This window comes from Nocardioides sp. NPDC006303 (genome assembly GCF_040613175.1).
Taxonomy (GTDB): Bacteria; Actinomycetota; Actinomycetes; order Propionibacteriales; family Nocardioidaceae; genus Nocardioides.
Window position 1 is genome coordinate 39826 of sequence record NZ_JBEXRR010000021.1, and the last position, 16164, is coordinate 55989.

General features: G+C 69.4%; 14 protein-coding genes. 9 read left to right on the top strand and 5 right to left on the bottom strand.

The window, feature by feature from the left end:
* Window positions 1-74: 74 nt before the first annotated feature.
* A complete protein-coding gene (locus ABZY89_RS17030) occupies window positions 75-1307 on the bottom strand; it encodes a low temperature requirement protein A (protein ID WP_355229048.1) in 1233 nt (410 codons plus the stop codon).
* Window positions 1308-1344: 37 nt separating this feature from the next.
* On the opposite strand from ABZY89_RS17030, the gene ABZY89_RS17035 reads away from it, so the two are divergent.
* Window positions 1345-2019, top strand: a complete 675-nt coding sequence (locus ABZY89_RS17035; protein WP_355229050.1) for an SIMPL domain-containing protein — start codon at window positions 1345-1347, stop codon at window positions 2017-2019.
* 3 nt (window positions 2020-2022) lie between these two features.
* On the opposite strand, the gene ABZY89_RS17040 is transcribed toward ABZY89_RS17035, so the two are convergent.
* Window positions 2023-3186 (bottom strand): ROK family protein, encoded by a 1164-nt coding sequence (locus ABZY89_RS17040; RefSeq protein ID WP_355229052.1) that lies wholly within the window; start codon window positions 3184-3186, stop codon window positions 2023-2025.
* A gap of 107 nt (window positions 3187-3293) precedes the next feature.
* Between ABZY89_RS17040 and edd the strand changes: the two genes are divergently transcribed.
* Window positions 3294-5156, top strand: a complete 1863-nt coding sequence (edd, locus tag ABZY89_RS17045; RefSeq protein ID WP_355229054.1) for a phosphogluconate dehydratase — start codon at window positions 3294-3296, stop codon at window positions 5154-5156.
* A complete protein-coding gene (gene eda / locus ABZY89_RS17050; protein ID WP_355229056.1) occupies window positions 5149-5778 on the top strand; it encodes a bifunctional 4-hydroxy-2-oxoglutarate aldolase/2-dehydro-3-deoxy-phosphogluconate aldolase in 630 nt (209 codons plus the stop codon). The genes edd and eda overlap by 8 nt, the downstream gene beginning before the upstream one ends.
* Before the next feature lie 29 nt (window positions 5779-5807).
* Here eda and ABZY89_RS17055 read toward each other — a convergent pair whose 3' ends face one another.
* Window positions 5808-7121, bottom strand: coding sequence for a DUF1343 domain-containing protein (locus ABZY89_RS17055; RefSeq protein ID WP_355229058.1), 1314 nt, complete (start codon window positions 7119-7121; stop codon window positions 5808-5810).
* A gap of 89 nt (window positions 7122-7210) precedes the next feature.
* Window positions 7211-8935, bottom strand: coding sequence for an SMP-30/gluconolactonase/LRE family protein (locus ABZY89_RS17060; protein WP_355229060.1), 1725 nt, complete (start codon window positions 8933-8935; stop codon window positions 7211-7213).
* A gap of 209 nt (window positions 8936-9144) precedes the next feature.
* Here ABZY89_RS17060 and ABZY89_RS17065 point away from each other — a divergent pair, with 209 nt between their 5' ends.
* From ABZY89_RS17065 to ABZY89_RS17075, 3 genes are all read left to right on the top strand, one after another.
* On the top strand, window positions 9145-9399 hold the full coding sequence (locus ABZY89_RS17065) for a DUF3311 domain-containing protein (RefSeq protein WP_355229061.1): 255 nt from the start codon (window positions 9145-9147) through the stop codon (window positions 9397-9399).
* Window positions 9396-11036 (top strand): monocarboxylate uptake permease MctP, encoded by a 1641-nt coding sequence (gene mctP, locus ABZY89_RS17070; protein ID WP_355229063.1) that lies wholly within the window; start codon window positions 9396-9398, stop codon window positions 11034-11036. The genes ABZY89_RS17065 and mctP overlap by 4 nt, the downstream gene beginning before the upstream one ends.
* A 424-nt stretch (window positions 11037-11460) precedes the next feature.
* Window positions 11461-11946: a hypothetical protein gene (locus tag ABZY89_RS17075; protein ID WP_355229065.1), complete on the top strand. Its 486-nt coding sequence runs from the start codon at window positions 11461-11463 to the stop codon at window positions 11944-11946.
* 84 nt (window positions 11947-12030) lie between these two features.
* Here the strand turns inward: ABZY89_RS17075 and ABZY89_RS17080 are convergent, their stop codons facing one another.
* Window positions 12031-12645 carry a YceI family protein gene (locus ABZY89_RS17080; protein WP_355229066.1) on the bottom strand — a complete coding sequence of 205 codons (615 nt, stop codon included), beginning with the start codon at window positions 12643-12645 and terminating at the stop codon, window positions 12031-12033.
* Between the two features lie 534 nt (window positions 12646-13179).
* Here ABZY89_RS17080 and ABZY89_RS17085 point away from each other — a divergent pair.
* From ABZY89_RS17085 to ABZY89_RS17095, 3 genes are read left to right on the top strand one after another with little or no spacing between them, the layout of a single operon-like run.
* Window positions 13180-13443 carry a hypothetical protein gene (locus ABZY89_RS17085; RefSeq protein WP_355229067.1) on the top strand — a complete coding sequence of 88 codons (264 nt, stop codon included), beginning with the start codon at window positions 13180-13182 and terminating at the stop codon, window positions 13441-13443.
* A 26-nt stretch (window positions 13444-13469) separates the two neighbouring features.
* The gene (glmS, locus tag ABZY89_RS17090; protein WP_355229069.1) at window positions 13470-15293 is read left to right on the top strand and encodes a glutamine--fructose-6-phosphate transaminase (isomerizing); all 1824 of its coding nucleotides are present in this window, start codon (window positions 13470-13472) and stop codon (window positions 15291-15293) included.
* Between the two features lie 23 nt (window positions 15294-15316).
* Complete coding sequence (locus ABZY89_RS17095; RefSeq protein ID WP_355229070.1) at window positions 15317-16129, top strand: MOSC N-terminal beta barrel domain-containing protein; 813 nt, start codon at window positions 15317-15319, stop codon at window positions 16127-16129.
* The last annotated feature ends 35 nt before the right edge of the window (window positions 16130-16164 follow it).

Below are 16164 nucleotides of genomic sequence, written 5' to 3' on the forward strand. Positions count from 1 at the left end.
CACTCCGGAGCGTGGGGAAGTTCCGTACGAGTGGGGAAGTGTGCGGAGGAGTGGGGAGGCCGGTCGCCGGTCACTCAGAGGGCGTCGAGGTGGCTGGCCAGGTGGCGGTGCCCGACGGCCTCGTAGCCGACGATGGTGACGACTGGCGCGAGGGCGACGACGACGAGGCACCAGGCCACCGGCACGCCCGCGATCGCCATCGCGACGCTCGCGACGAGCACGGCCACGGTGAGGGCGACCAGGAGGATGTGGAACGGGTCGATGACGTGCATGAACATGTTGTAGAGGAGATAGAGGACCAAGGCGTACACCCCGACGGGGAGCGCGACGGAGATGACCGTGCCGACCTCGCCGAGCTTGGATTCGTGCTCGAGCAGGTAGGCGGCCACGTGCAGGCCGGCTCCGGTGGCCGCGATCGCGGCGAAGAGCAGGATGTGGCCGTAGCCCCACAGGAACGAGCGGTCGCGGCGCCGCTCGAGCATGGTGGCCCAGGGGATCGTGAAGTAGGTCCACCACTGGCCGAAGGTCAGGCCGATACCGGCGCCGAGCAGCAGGATCGCGTCGAGGCTCCAGCCCAGCTCCGGCTCGTGGACGATCGCGGACATCACCGCGACGGTGCCGATCACGCCCTCGCCGAGGGTGATGATCGTCAGCAGGCCGTAGCGCTCGGCGATGTGGTCGGCGTGCCAGGGAGTGCCGCCGAAGTGGCGCTCGGCGATGAACGGTCCGACCAGCTCGATCACCAGGGGCACCATCATCGCGGCGAACGCCGTCGCCACGTCGAGCGGCAGGATGGCGATGACGCACCACAGAACCTGCGAGCTGAGGATGGACACGAGGTAGACCCGGTGCGCCCCGCGCCGGCCCGGGTCCTGGCGCCAGGCGCGCAGCCACTGGCCACAGAGCGCGACCCGCATCACGACGTACCCGGCGATCATGATCTCGTTGTGGAGCCGGTCGCCCTCGTGGACGCTCTCGAACATCTCCGGCAGCCCGAGGGCCATGATGATCACGCCGACCATCTGCAACATCGTGAGCAGCCGGAACGCCCAGTCGTCGGTGTCGTAGGCCGAGGCCATCCAGGAGTAGTTGATCCACGCCCAGCAGATCGCGAACGAGGCGAAGCAGAACGCCACGATCCCCGCCACGACGTGGCCTTCCGCGAGTTGATGGGCCAGCTCGTTGCCGCTCATGCCGAAGGCCACGACGAAGGTGAGGTCGAAGAGCAGCTCCAAGGGAGTCGCGGCCCGATGCTCCTCGTGCGGGTCGCGTCCGGTCATCTGGCGCAGGCGGCTGGTTGCGTTCACGTGGTGAGGATAGGACGTCGGGCGTACGTTTCCTGATATGAGCGAAATCCTGATCAAGGTGCGCGGGTCCCACACTGTCGAGGTGCCGCCGGAACGAGGGGTGGTGTCTGCCGAGATCCGGTTCGACGGTCCCGCGCCGGAGCCGGTGATGGAGCAGCTGCGGCGTGGGCTGCACGGCGTGCGTACGGAGCTCGAGCGGCTCGAGCAGGAGGGCGCGATCAAGAGGCTCGTCATCCAGCGGGCGCGCACCTCGGCCGAGCGGCCCTGGCACAAGGACGGCAAGCAGCTGCCGCTGGTGCACCGCGCCACGGTCGGTCTCTGGGCGGAGTTCGTCGACTTCAAGGCGCTGGCGACATGGGTCGGCCGCGCCGCGGGCAACGAGGGTCTCCGGGTCGACCACGTCTCGTGGCAGCTGACCAAGGAGACCCGGCTGAAGGTCGAGCGTGACGTACGCCAGGAGGCGGTGCGCCAGGCCAAGGTGCGCGCGCAGGACTACGCCGATGCGCTCGACCTCGGTCCGGTCGCGGTCCGGAGCATCAACGACGTCGGTGTCAGCCGCGAGGTGACGTACGCGGCGGGGGCGTTGGAAATGCAGATGGGCCCCGCCGCAGCCCGGAAGTCGGACTCGGGCGCGCCCGATCTGGCCTTCGATCCCGACGACATCTCGGTCTATGCCGAGGTCGAAGCCGCCTTCACCGTCGGAGCGAAGTAGGGGTCATTTGGCGACGGCGTCGAGGTGGGCGTCGAGGCGCTCGGGGGAGAGCAGGTGGTTGATGACCACCGCGGCACAGCCCACCATGCCGGTGGAGTCGGCGTGGGTGGAAGGCACGAAGGTCAGGTCGCGGGTGGCCAGGGCGGTCGAGCGGGAGTAGACGGTCTCGCGTACGCCTGCGGTGTAGAGGTCGAAGGCACCGGCCATGTCGCCGCCGATGACGACGACCTCGGGGTTGAGCAGGTTGATCGCGATCGCCAGCACCTCGCCGAGCTGGCGACCGGCCTCGCGCAGCAGGCCGCGGGCGATGGCGTCGCCGGCGAGCGCGGCGGCGACCAGGTCGCGGATGTGTCCGGCGGAGACGCCGGAGTCGACCAGGCCCTGGGTCAGCGCCCAGCCGGCCGCGACCGTCTCCAGGCATCCGGTGGCACCGCAGCGGCAGGGCCGCTCGCCGGCGGACTCGACCCGGGTGTGGCCGATCTCGCCGACGGCACCGGCGTGGCCGCGCAGCACCCGGCCATCGGCGATGACCGCCAGGCCGAGACCGGTCGACGCCTTCACGACGAGCGCGTCCCGCGGGTGCAGCCCGCTGCCGAAGAGCTCGGCCGTGGCCAGCGCGTCGGTGTCGTTGACGAGCACGAGAGGTCCGTCGGTGAGCCGGTCGAAGTAGGGGTCGAGCGCGACGCCGTCCCAGCCCCGCATCACCGGTGAGTCGACCGAGACCAGGCGGACGGGGTCGACGACGCCGGGCAGGCTCATCCCGACACCGAGCACGGGCGGCTCGATGCCCTCCAAGAGCCGCTCGAGGCGGTCGGTCACGTCGGGCATGAGGTCGTCGGCGGCGATCCCGACCTCGTGGTCACGGGTGTCGCCGGCCAGCTCGCGGCCGTCGAGGTCGAAGACGGCGAGCTGGCTGCGTGAGCGCCCGATCGCCACCGCCAGCACCACCCCGGCGTCGGCGTTGAAGGTCAACGAGCCCGGCGGCCGGCCACCGGTGGAGGCGAGCTCCTCGCCGGTGAGGATCAGTCCGGCGTCGACGAGAGCCGAGACCCGGGAAACCACAGCCGTACGCGACAGACCCGTCGTCTTCTGCAGATCGCTGCGGGTCAGGGCGCGTCCGGAGCGCACCAGAGCGAGGACGTCGGCGGCGGTTGTCATCTCGGGCATGGGGTGAAGCGTACGCCCCTTATGTCTTTCATGTACCAAAGATTTACTTGTATCGATCCAAAGATCATGCCAAGGTGTGCGAAAGCACACTGTCTTTTGGAGGACCCGTGACTGCCGTATCCCCCACCGTCGCTGACGTCACCGCGCGTCTCATCGAGCGTTCCGCAGCCACGCGGGCCGACTACCTGGCCCGCATCGCCTCCGCCCGCGCGACCGGGCCCGCCCGCGGCCGGCTCGCGTGCAGCAATCTGGCTCACGGCTTCGCGGCTTCCACCGCGCAGACGAAGGCCGAGCTCAAGGTGATCACCCCCGCCGCGAAGCCCAATGTCGCGATCGTGACCTCCTACAACGACATGCTCTCCGCGCACGCGCCCTACGAGACGTACCCGCCGCTCCTCAAGGCCGCGGTGATGCGGGCCGGCGGGCTGGCGCAGGTCGCCGGCGGCGTACCCGCGATGTGTGACGGCATCACCCAGGGCCGCGACGGGATGCAGGTCTCCCTCTTCTCCCGCGACGTGATCGCGATGTCGGCCGGGATCGCCCTCTCGCACGACATGTTCGACGCCGCGCTGATGCTCGGCGTGTGCGACAAGATCGTGCCCGGCCTCCTGATCGGTGCCCTCTCGTTCGGTCACCTGCCGACCGTCTTCGTGCCGGCCGGCCCGATGTCCTCGGGGCTCCCCAACAAGGAGAAGGCCCGCGTCCGGCAGCGGTACGCAGCGGGCGAGGCCACCCGCGAGGAGCTGCTCGAGGCCGAGGCCGCCAGCTACCACTCCCGCGGCACCTGCACCTTCTACGGCACCGCCAACTCCAACCAGCTGCTGATGGAGGTGCTCGGCCTGCACCTGCCGGGCTCCTCGTTCGCCTCGCCGGACACCTTGCTGCGGGCCGCGCTCAACCGCGCCGCCGCCGCGCGTGCCACCGAGCTGGCGCTCACCGGCGGTCCGGGTGTGGGCGAGATGATCGACGAGAAGTCGATCATCAACGCGTGCGTCGCGCTGCTCGCCTCCGGCGGGAGCACCAACCACACCCTGCACCTGGTCGCGATCGCCCGCGCCGCCGGGATCCAGCTGACCTGGGCCGACATCTCCGACCTGTCGCCGGTGGTCCCGTCGATCAGCCGGATGTACCCCAACGGCTCCGCCGACGTGAACCACTTCCACGCGGCCGGTGGCGTCAGCTTCCTGGTCCGCACGCTGCTCGAGGCCGGGCTGCTCCACGAGGACGTGACCACGATCCTGGGCCCGGGCCTGTCGGCCTACACCCAGGAGTCCCGGCTCACCCGCGACGGCGAGATCGAGCTGGTCGAGGGCGCCCCGGTCTCCGGCGACCTCGACGTGCTGCGCCCGGCCGACGACCCGTTCTCACCCGACGGTGGTCTGCGGGTGCTCACCGGCGAGCTCGGCACCGCCGTCATCAAGACCTCGGCGGTCGCGCCCGAGCACCAGGTGGTCTCCGCCCCCGCGATCGTCTTCGACGACCAGGCCGACTTCCTCACCGCCTTCTCCGAGAAGCGCCTCGACGGTCGTGACTTCGTCGCTGTGCTGCGCTACCAGGGCCCCGCGGCCAACGGGATGCCCGAGCTGCACAAGCTCACCCCGGCTCTCGGGGTCATGCAGGATCGCGGCCAGCACGTCGCCATCGTCACCGACGGCCGGATGTCCGGTGCGTCGGGGAAGGTGCCCGCGGCCATCCACCTCACCCCCGAGGCCGCGCTCGGCGGGCCGCTCGCCCGCGTGCAGGACGGCGACCTGATCACCGTCGACGCCGTCGCCGGCACCCTGAGCATCGGGGTCGACGCCGACGAGTTCGCGCACCGTCCCACCACCGGTCGGGCGCCGCTCGACGCCGAGTGGCGCGGCACCGGCCGCGAGCTCTTCTCCGCCTTCCGTGCCACCGTCGGCTCCGCCGACACCGGCGCCTCCGTCTTCCAGTTCGCCTCGCCCCAGGAGACTCCCGTTCATGTCTGATCTCACCTCCGCCGACCTGCTCGACCTCTCCCCGGTGATCCCGGTCGTCGTCGTCGACTCCGTCGACCAGGCGGTGCCCGTGGCCCGTGCCCTTGCCGAGGGTGGCGTGCCCGTGGTCGAGCTGACCCTGCGTACGCCGGTGGCGCTGGACGCCATCCGGGCCATCGCCGAGGAGGTGCCGGAGGTCCTGATCGGCGCCGGCACCGTGACCGCTCCCGTGCTCGCCAAGGAGGCCGCCGCGGCCGGGGCCCAGTTCCTGGTCTCGCCGGGTGCCACCCCGACGCTGCTCGGCGCGATGCGCGACACCGGCCTGCCGTTCCTGCCGGGCACCGCCACCGTCTCCGAGGCCCTCGCGGTGCTCGAGACCGGGCACACCGCGATGAAGTTCTTCCCGGCCGAGGCGTCCGGTGGTGCCAAGTACCTGGGCTCGCTGCCGTCCGTGCTCCCCGACGCACGCTTCTGCCCCACCGGCGGCATCTCGCTAGCCACGGCTCCCAGCTATCTCGCTCTGGCCAACGTCGGCTGCGTCGGCGGCTCCTGGCTCACCCCCGCCGACGCGCTCGCCTCCGGCGACTGGGACCGCGTGACCGCGCTCGCGGCCGCCACCGCCGCCCTTCGCTGACCTTCGCTGACCTCGCCGGGTGGGCGAGGTCAGCGGTAGAGCAGGTACTGGCGGCGGGTCGAGTCGAAGGCGGCGAGCTCGTCTCGCCAGGCCGCCTCGACCTCGTCGCCGGTGGCGCCCGCGTCGATCTGCGTACGCAGCCTCGTCGATCCGGTGAGCTTGTCGATCCAGAACGGCCGGGCGGTGTCCCAGGAGTCCTGGCGCCAGGCGAACTCGGGGTAGAGGGCCTTGGCGGTGACCAGCATCTCGACGCCGGTGCGGACGGGATCGAAGCGGTTGCGGTCCTGGATCGTGACCTGCACCCCGCCGCAGACCTGGCCGGCGAACTTGTTGACCGAGGGGTTGAAGTACGCCTCCCGGAACGTCACGCCCGGCAGGTTCGCCTCCTCCAGCGCCGCGGCCCAGCGGTGGTCGACGAACGGCGCCCCGATCAGCTCGAACGGCTTGGTGGTGCCCCGCCCCTCGGAGAGGTTGGTGCCCTCGAACATGCAGGTGCCGGGGTAGGCGAGCGCGGTGTCGGGGGTCGGCATGTTGGGGCTCGGCAGGACGAAGTCGAGCCCGGTGACGGCGTACAACGTCCTTCTACGCCATCCGGAGACCTGGACGACGTCGAGCTGCGCCAGCCGCCCGCCGGCGTGCTCCTCGAGGAACTCCCCGTCGAAGAACCGGGCCAGCTCGCCGACCGACATCCCGTGCTGCTGGACGATCTCGCGGGCGCCGACGCCCGAGGTGTACGCCGCGGTCATCATCGGTCCGCGGGCGGTCCCGCCCACGGGGTTGGGGCGATCGAGGACCACGAAGCGCTTCTCGGTCGCGACGGCCGCCTGCATCGCCGTCCACATCGTCCAGATGTAGGTGTAGAACCGAGAGCCGACGTCCTGGATGTCGAAGACGACGGTCTCGACGTCGGCGGTCGTGAACAGTTCGGTCATCTTCGCCACGTTGGCGCCGTAGGCGTCGTAGACGGTCAGCCCGGTGCGCTCGTCGACGAAGGTGCCCTCCGATCCGCCCGCCTGAGCCGTGCCGCGGAAACCGTGCTCCGGTCCGAAGACACCGGCGATCTGGACCGCCCCCGACTCGTGCATCTCATCGACGATGTTGCGCAGGTTGCGGAGCACACCGGTGGGGTTGGTGATGATGCCGACCCGATCGCCCGACAGCACCGACCAGCCGTCGCCGGCGGCTCGCTCGGCGCCGGTCCTGACCGCCTCGCCACCGCCCAGCGGTGAGACCTGCTCGGTCGAGGCTCCCGCGGAACCGGTGAGAAGCGGCGCCGCCACGGCGCCCGCTGCGGCAGCGCCGAGCAGACGGCGCCGATCGATCCTGGGGACTTCAGTGCTCATGGGGCGCTCCTGTGCCGAGGGGTGCGGATCACCTTGCAGGCTAGCCCTGTCGGCGCCGCTCGGCAGTCGAATTGCTGGCGGCGACCGCTCTAGCCTCCGTTTGACTGCCGGATGCCCTTGGCCAGCGCGTTGAAGCTGTAGATGAAGCCGCCGGCGTCGCCGGAGACGGTGACGTACGCCTTCTTCGTTCCGGGCCGGATCGCGATGTTGGTCGCCGAGGTGAGCCCGGCCCGGTCGGCGGCCGGGACCCGGACGGTCGCGAGCGGCCGGCCGTGCCGGGAGAAGACGCGGATGACCGGCTCGCCGTGGGTGGCCTGGTAGATGTTGCCGGCCGCGTCGACGGCGTTGGAGTCGGTCTCGGTCTCAGCCGGTCCGTCGTCGATCTCGGCGACGATCGAGGTCGCGAGGACCGAGGTGCGCGACCGGTCGAGAGCCAGATAGCTGATCCGGTTCTCCCACAGGGTGCTCACGTAGAGCCCGCGGTAGCGGCGGTCGAAGGAGATGCCGTTCGGGGCGGCGAGCTCGTCGGCCAGCACGGTCGCGCTCGAGCCGTCGGCCGCGATGCGTACGACCCGGCCCACCGGCTCCTTGGCCGGGTCGAGGTAGCCGGTCAGATCAGTGACATAGAGATTGCCCTCGGGGTCGAAGGTCAGGTCGTCGGGGTTCATCGGACTGCCCTCGACCGCACCGGCGAAGACCGTGCGCGGGTCGGTGCCGTCGGCTGCGACGCTGCGGATCGTGCCCTGATAGTCGGTCAGGTAGAGCCGGCCGTCGACGGGGCTCCATTGCGCCGAGGTATAGCTCCCTGCCGAGTCGGTGAAGAAGCCGGAGACCTCCCGCGAGGCAGTGTCGAGGCGCAGCACCTTCGGCGCCGGCGAGGAGGCCACCACGTCGACGAAGTAGAGGTCACCGTCGGCCCCGAACGTCGGACCCTCGAGCAGGGTCATGTTGAGCCCGGGGTGCGGACTGGTCGCCTTGGACACGTCGACGGTCGCCGGCGTCCGCTGGAAGACGTACGTCCGGGCAGCATGCTCCGCGACCATCGGCACCACCTGGATCCCGGTGGCCCCGGTCCCGACGACCGCGACCCGCTTGTCCGCGAGCCCCACCAGCCCGCCGGAGGCGTCGCCGCCGGTGTAGCCGTAGTCCCACCGGCTGGTGTGGAACGCCCGCCCGCGGAAGCTCTCGATCCCCTCGATCCCCGGCAGCTTGGCCAGCGACAGCGAACCCGAGGAGACCACGACACAGGTCGCCGTGAACGCGTCGTCACGGTCGGTCCCGACGTGCCACCTGGCGCCGTCCTCGTCCCAGCGCAGCTCGGTCGCCGAGGTGTGGAAGGCGGCGTCGCGGTAGAGGTCGAACCGCTCCGCGAGCGCGACCATGTGCTGGCGGATCTCCTCGCCGGGCGCGTAGCGCCAGCGCGGGACATACCCGACCTCCTCCAGCATCGGCATGTAGAGGTAGGACTCGATGTCGCAGTGGACGCCGGGGTAGCGGTTCCAGTACCAGGTGCCGCCGACGTCGCCGCCGTCGTCGATCAGCCGGATCCGCTCGAGCCCGGCCTGGCGCAGCCGGATCGCGGTCTGCAGCCCGCCGAGCCCCGCGCCGATGACGAGGGCGTCGACGTGGTCGGTGAGGGGTTGCCGGTCGACACGTTCGGTGAACGGGTCGTGCGGGGCGGCAGCGGGGTCGGACGCGAGCCGGCGGTACTGGCCGAGGCCGTCCGGGCGCACTCTGCGCTCGCGCTCTTGGACGTACTTCGCCCGGGCCGCGGCCAGCTCCGTTGCCGTGATCGGTGGGTGTGATCCGGGCATGCCATCACCCGAGTGGGGGGGAAGTCACGGGCGGAAACTAGCAGCGTACGAACCGTCCGCGGAGGCGAATCGGACTCGCCCGCGACCGTTCGTCCCGGCAGATCGACCGTTCGTCGTCGTGTCGGTCGAATTGGGCTGGACACCGACCTTGAATGTGACCAAGGTCACAGGTCGTCCAACCCCACTTCGACAGATCTCGGAGGTGACCCATGCCGTCCTCGTCCAAGGGCTCGTGGATCCTTGTCGGGGTCCTCCTGTTCGCGGCAGCGGCGCCGTCACTCGCGGTGCCGCTGTACGCGAAGGAGGACCCGACGTTCGCCGGATTCCCGTTCTACTTCTGGTTCCAGCTCGTCCTCATCCCCTGTTCGGTCCTGTTCACGACCCTCGCCTATTTCGTCGCCAAGGCCGCGTTCCGGCGTGACCGTGCCGCCGCCGGGCGTCCGTGGAAGGAGGGTGGCCAGTGAGCGCGGTAGCAGTCTCCGTCTTCGCCTTCCTCTTCCTGCTGGTCACGATCCTCGGCTTCTCCGCCGCGCGCTGGCGCCGGGCGAAGTCGATGGACAACCTCGACGAGTGGGGTCTGGGTGGCCGCGGCTTCGGTACGTTCGTGGCCTGGTTCCTCATCGGAGGCGACCTCTACACGGCGTACACCTTCATCGCGGTGCCCGCGACACTGTTCGCCGGCTCGGCGGTCGGGTTCTTCGCGGTGCCGTACACGATCCTCGTCTACCCGCTGATCTTCGCGTTCCTGCCGAAGCTGTGGTCGGTCTCGCACAAGCACGGCTACGTCACCCCGGCCGACTTCGTCGTCGGCCGCTACGGGTCCAGGTCGCTGGGGCTGGCTGTCGCGGTCACCGGCCTGCTGGCGACGATGCCCTACATCGCGCTGCAGCTGGTGGGCATGGAGGTCGTGCTCGAGGTGATGGGTCTGCAGAGCGACTCCTCGAACTGGTTCATCCGTGACCTGCCGCTCTTCATCGCGTTCGCGGTGCTCGCCGCCTACACGTACTCCTCCGGGCTGCGGGCGCCGGCGCTGATCGCGTTCGTGAAGGACTCGCTGATCTACATCGTGATCATCGTGGCGATCATCTACATCCCGTCGCAGCTCGGTGGCTGGGGCAACATCTTCGAGACGGTGCAGAACAGCTTCGACACGTTCAACACCGAGAACGCCGACGCGATCGCCGCCGGCGACGCCGCCCCGAAGGCACTGTTCCCGACGCAGGCGGCCGGGCAGTGGGCGTACGCCTCCCTGGCTCTTGGCTCGGCGCTGGCGCTGTTCATGTACCCGCACTCGATCACCGGCGTCCTCTCCACCCGCAGCCGAAACGTGATCCGCCGCAACGCCTCGCTGCTGCCGGCGTACTCGTTCCTGCTGGGGCTCCTGGCGCTGCTCGGGTTCGTGGCCCTAGCGGCCGGGGTGATGGTCGGCGACCCGCCGAACCCGCAGCTCGCGATCCCGCAGCTCTTCGAGGACCAGTTCCCGGCGTGGTTCGCCGGCGTCGCGTTCGCGGCCGTCGTCATCGGTGCGCTGGTGCCGGCGGCGATCATGTCGATCGCCGCCGCGAACCTGTGGACGCGCAACATCTACAAGGCGTACCTGAAGCCCGACGCGACCCCGCAGGACGAGGCCAAGCAGGCCAAGATCGTCTCCCTGGTCGTGAAGTTCGGGGCGCTGATCTTCGTGCTGGCGCTCTCGAAGTCGTACGCCATCAACCTGCAGCTGCTCGGTGGTGTCTGGATCCTGCAGACGCTGCCGGCGATCGTCGTTGGCCTCTACACCCGGTGGTTCCACCGCTGGGCGGTCCTGGCCGGCTGGGCGGTCGGGATGGCGTACGGGACGATCGTCGCGTACGGCGTCTCCTCGCCCACGCAGGAGCACTTCGGTGGACCGTTGGCGCCCTTCCCGGGCACGGAGACGCCGATCTACATCGCGCTCACCGCGTTCCTGCTGAACCTCATCGTGGTCGTCGTCCTGACCCCGATCCTGAGGGCGCTCAACGTGCCCGACGGTGAGGACGCCACCTCGGCGGCGGACTATTCGGTCGACGCCGGCGACGAGGGTGTCGTCGAGGAGCTGAGCTCGACGACGGAGGTGCGCTGAGGGCTACTGACCCAGACACAAAGTCCCGCAAACACGCCTTTATGACGTGTTTGCGGGACTTTTTCCTTATTTCGCCACGAACTGCAACGCCAGTACATTGGCGTACGTAACAAGTACTGAAGGCTCTGATTCGGACCAAACTCGGGAGTGTCCATGTTGAGCAACGGATCCATGCTGGCGATTGGACGCCGGGGGGCGTCGCCCTGCATGGATCTACCACCGGACGTGAAGCTGGCCAGTCGTCTCAGACTGCCGATCCGTCCGGTCCGATGGGTGGGGCTATGAGCGTGACCAGGACCTCGCTCGCCCCGCTCGGCGGGACCCCGTCGGTGTCAGCCGCGATCCCCGTGCGCTCGGGCGCCGGGTGCAGGCACTGACGGGGTCCCGCATTCCCCGCAACACCCGAACACATCAGGAGAACGCGATGAACTCGAAGATCCTCGGGGGACTTCGGCGATCGGTGGCAGTGACCCTTGTGGCAGGCGGCTTGATCGTCGCCGGTGCCGCGGTCGCCAGTGCCGACTCGCAGTACGTCGAGCAGGCCGACAGCCGGGCCTCGGTGGCCCAGCAACCGATCAAGGCTCCGGATCGCGGACCCGCGGGCCCGGTGACGATCTCGGGAGCGGCGGCCGGCGGCGACGCGGCGGTGACGGTGACGACCGATGGGACGACGGTCGTGGCCAGTGGCCGCGCGCACGTCGAGTCTCCGGTCGACAACGCCGACGGTGGTGGCGTCGTCCACCATGACGATGACACCGGCTCGCCGCTGGGTGGCGGTCGCGGTGTCGATCTCGGCACGGACCAGGTCGGCTTCGCCGGGGGAGCGACCGGTGACTCCTCGTCCGTGGACATCGTCGGCACCGGTCGGGTCGGGGTGGAGAAGCACTACTACGTCCAGGACGCGCGTTGAGCTATCCGCGGATGAAATGCGTCGGGGCCACCGGGAGATCTCCCGGTGGCCCCGACGCATCCGTGGGTCAGATCGACCTCAGGATCAGGCAGCCTCGTCCGCATTCTTGATCGCGGAGATGTCGAACTCGAGCTTGATCTTCTCGGAGACGAGGACGCCGCCGGTCTCGAGGGCGGCGTTGAAGGAAAGGCCCCAGTCGGTGCGGTTGATCGCGACGGCACCCTCGAAGCCGACGCGGGTGTTGCCGAACGGGTCCTTGGCGGAGCCGGTCTGCTCGAACGGAACGGTGACCGACTTGGTGGTGCCCTTGATGGTCAGGTCGCCGGTGATGTTCCAGGCCTCACCGTCGAACTCGACCTCGGTCGACTCGAAGGTGATGTTGGGGTGCGCCTCGTTCTCGAAGAAGTCACCCGAGAGCAGGTGGCCGTCGCGGTCGGCGTTGCCGGTGTCGACGGAGGCGGCCTTGATCGTCAGCGAGACCTTGGACTTGGCCGGCTCGGCGGTGTCGATCGTCGCCGTGCCCTCGAACTCCTTGAACGAGCCGCGGACGGTGGTCACCATCGCGTGGCGAGCCGAGAAGCCCAGGCGGGTGTGGGCGACGTCGAGGGTGTAGTCACCCGAGATGTCCTCGATGGCGGCGGTCGGGGTGTCGAACTCGGTCTCGGCGGGTGCCGTGTCCTTCTTGCTGAAAATGCCCATAGCGAATGTGCTCCTGGAAGAATTGGTTGAAACTGCAAGCATCATAACGGGGGAATCTCTCCCAATGTTCCCGCTCGCGTGGCCTTTCCTGACGACGGGGGAAAATTGGTTGCAGTGACAACGCTATCCCTAAACGCACGAGGCCCGCTCCCCTGTCGGGGGCGGGCCTCGGGAGCGTTGAGCGGTTGTCAGGCAGCGTGACGAGTGGTCGCGGGCGCACTGACTTCGACCCAGCGGGCCTCCATGTGCTTACGGCCGCGGCGGTCGACGACGGGGAGCCAGCGGAGCTCGAGCTTGCCAGTCACTTTATTACCGTTCATCAGACACCTCCTGTTCACCTTGTGTTCACCTAAGGTACCGCACCCCCACTCCTGTGTCCAAGTAATCGGCCAGATGGCGTGCGGCGCTCCACTTCGAGACCCCTCAAGGGGTGATGTGGGTGCGTGACGCCCCACTTGCGGCGAAAGGGCAAGTTCTGCCCGAAATCGGGCAGAAAGTTGAACCTTGTCCCGTGGGTGGCTCACAGTTGGTGGAGTGAAGGCCGAGCAAGCGCTGATCGACCACCTGGTCGCCACCACCGGGCTCCGGCCTGCGGAGGCGGCGCGCGTGATCGAGGACGTGGTGGCGTACTTCGACGAACCGGTCGAGGCCTACGTACGCCGTCGGCATGCACAGCTGAAGACCTACGGCGCGAAGAACGACGCGATCTTCGCGCAGCTCGCCGAGGAGCTTCGGGCGCGGGTCGTTGCCGCGCCGCAGCTGACCGAACGGCAGCTGCGACGGCTCATCTACGGATAGAACGACGGATAGATTGGACGGGACACATGTGCGGAATCGTCGGCTACATCGGGCCTCAGCAGGCTGCCGGCCTGCTCACCGAGGGGCTGGCCCGGCTGGAGCACCGCGGCTATGACTCGGCGGGCGTCGCGGTGCTGGGCAGCAGGCTCCAGGTGGTGAAGAAGGCCGGCCGCGTACGCGATCTGGTCGATGCGTTGCCGAAGCGGTTCTCCGGCAAGGTCGGCATCGGCCACACCCGGTGGGCGACTCACGGTCCGGCCAACGACACCAACGCCCACCCGCACGTCTCCGCCGATGGTCGCGTGGCCGTCGTCCACAACGGGATCGTCGACAACGCCGCCTCGTTGCGGGAGCGGCTCACCGAGGCGGGCGTCGAGCTGGTCAGCGACACCGACACCGAGGTCTTCGCCCACCTCATCGGAGCGTCGACCGCAGACACGCTCGAGGCCAAGGTCGTCGACGCGCTCTCCCAGGTCGAGGGCACCTGGGGCCTGGCCGTCGTGCACGCCGACTTCCCCGACCGCATGGTCGTCGCCCGCAACGGCTCGCCGCTGATCGTCGGCGTCGGCGACGGGGAGATGTACGTCGCCTCGGACCTGGCCGCGGTCGTACGCCACACCACCACCGTCGCCCACCTCGACGACGGCGAGCTCGCGACTATCACCGCGACCGGGTTCACGACCTTCCGCCAGGACCTGACGACGACCACCACGACGGCTCGCGAGGTCGATGTGGATCCGTCGGCGTACGAGTACGGCGAGCTCGCCGACGAGCCGCGGATGTTCACCGAGATCCTGGAGCAGCCGTCCTCGGTCGAGCGGGCGCTGCGTGGCCGGCTCGACGAGCGGTTCGGGACGGCCCACCTCGGCGGGCTCAACCTCGACCCGCGCGAGCTGCGCGCGATCCGCCGGGTGAAGATCCTCGGCTGTGGCTCGGCCTACTACGTCGGCCAGATGGGCGCGGGACTGATCGAAGAGCTCGCGCGGGTCCCCGCCGACGCCGAGGCGGCGTCGGAGTTCCGCTACCGCAACCCGATCATCGAGCCCGACACCCTCTACGTCGCGGTGTCCCAGTCCGGCGAGACGATCGACACCCTGCTCGCCGTCCAGGAGATCAAGCGCAAGGGCGGCCGGGTGCTCGGCGTCGTCAACGTCGTCGGCTCGGCGATCGCGCGTGCGGTCGACGGCGGCATCTACCTGCACGCCGGCCCGGAGATCGCGGTCGCCTCGACCAAGGCGCTCACCAACATGTTCGTCGCGTTCTCGCTCCTGGCGCTCCAGCTGGGCCGCGTACGCGACCTCTCGATCGCCGACGGGAAGCGGCTCATCGCCGGCCTGCAGGCGCTGCCGACCCAGATCGAGGAGATTCTCAAGAGCGAGTCCCACCTCGAGGAGGTCGCCGCCCGGCTGGCCGAGGCCGAGTCGATGTTCTTCGTCGGTCGCGTACGTGGCTACCCGGTCGCGCGCGAAGGAGCGCAGAAGCTCAAGGAGATCTCCTACCGGCACGCCGAGGCCTACCAGACCTCCGAGCTCAAGCACGGCCCGCTCGCGCTGATCTCGGAGTCCGTTCCGACCGTGGCGATCGTCCCCCAGGACGAGCTGACCGACCGCAATGTCGCGGCTCTGCACGAGATCAGCGCCCGCCGCGGGCCGCTGGTCGTCGTCACCCACCCCGATGTCGACCTCGGCGAGCTCGACGCGCTGCGGGTAGACGTACCGAAGAACGAGGTCGAGCTCGACCCGATCCTGCTGACGATCCCGCTCCAGCTGATCGCCTTCCACGCCGCCAAGACCCTCGGCCACGACGTCGACAAGCCCCGGAACCTCGCTAAATCGGTCACGGTCGAGTAGCGGTGTCCGCTTCAATGGGCCCCATGCGCCTCGCAGGGATCAACATCCATCCGGTGAAGTCGACGGCGATCAGGCCGGTCGAGGAGGCGTACGTCGGCAGGGCCGGGATCGTGGGCGACCGCGAGTGGCTGGTCGTCGACGGCAGCGGCAAGCTGGTGACGGCTCGTGAGGTGAGGGAGCTGTTCAAGGTCGTGGCGGAAACGCCGTCGACCGGCGGGCCGGCGGGCGTCGACCTGCTGCTGAAAGCTCCCGAGATGGACCCGTTGGAGGTGGCGGTGCCCGAGCGGGAGGCGCCGGCCGTCGGCGTACGTTTCTTCGCGAAGTCGCTCACCGCCCAGGCCGTCGGGGAGCCTGCCGACGCGTGGCTGAGGAAGGCGCTCGGCCGCGACGAACTCAGGCTGATGTGGTGTGCCGACCCGACGAAGCGGGCGATGAACCCGGACAAGTATCGGCCCGGTGAGTTCGCCGCGTTCCACGACTCCTCACCGGTGTCGCTGATCACCGACGCCTCGACCAACCAGATCGACGCGTGGGCCGAGATCGACGTCCCTGCGCAGCGCTTCCGTGCCAACCTGCTGATCGAGGGTGCCCCGGAGGCGTTCGCCGAGGACGGCTGGCGGGAGGTCGCGATCGGTGGCGCTCGGTTCCGGGTCGCAGCCCCGATCGACCGGTGCGTGATGACGACCATCGACGCCGACACCCTGGAGTCGGGCAAGGACCCGCTCCGTGCTCTCGCCAAGCATCGCCGCTGGGACGGCAAGGTGTGGGCAGCGGTGCATCTTGCCGTCGCCCATCCCGGTGAGATCGCGGTCGGCGACGACGTCATCGTCTCCTGAGCGCCTCGAGCGAGGGGCAAGTGACGGGGCCCACC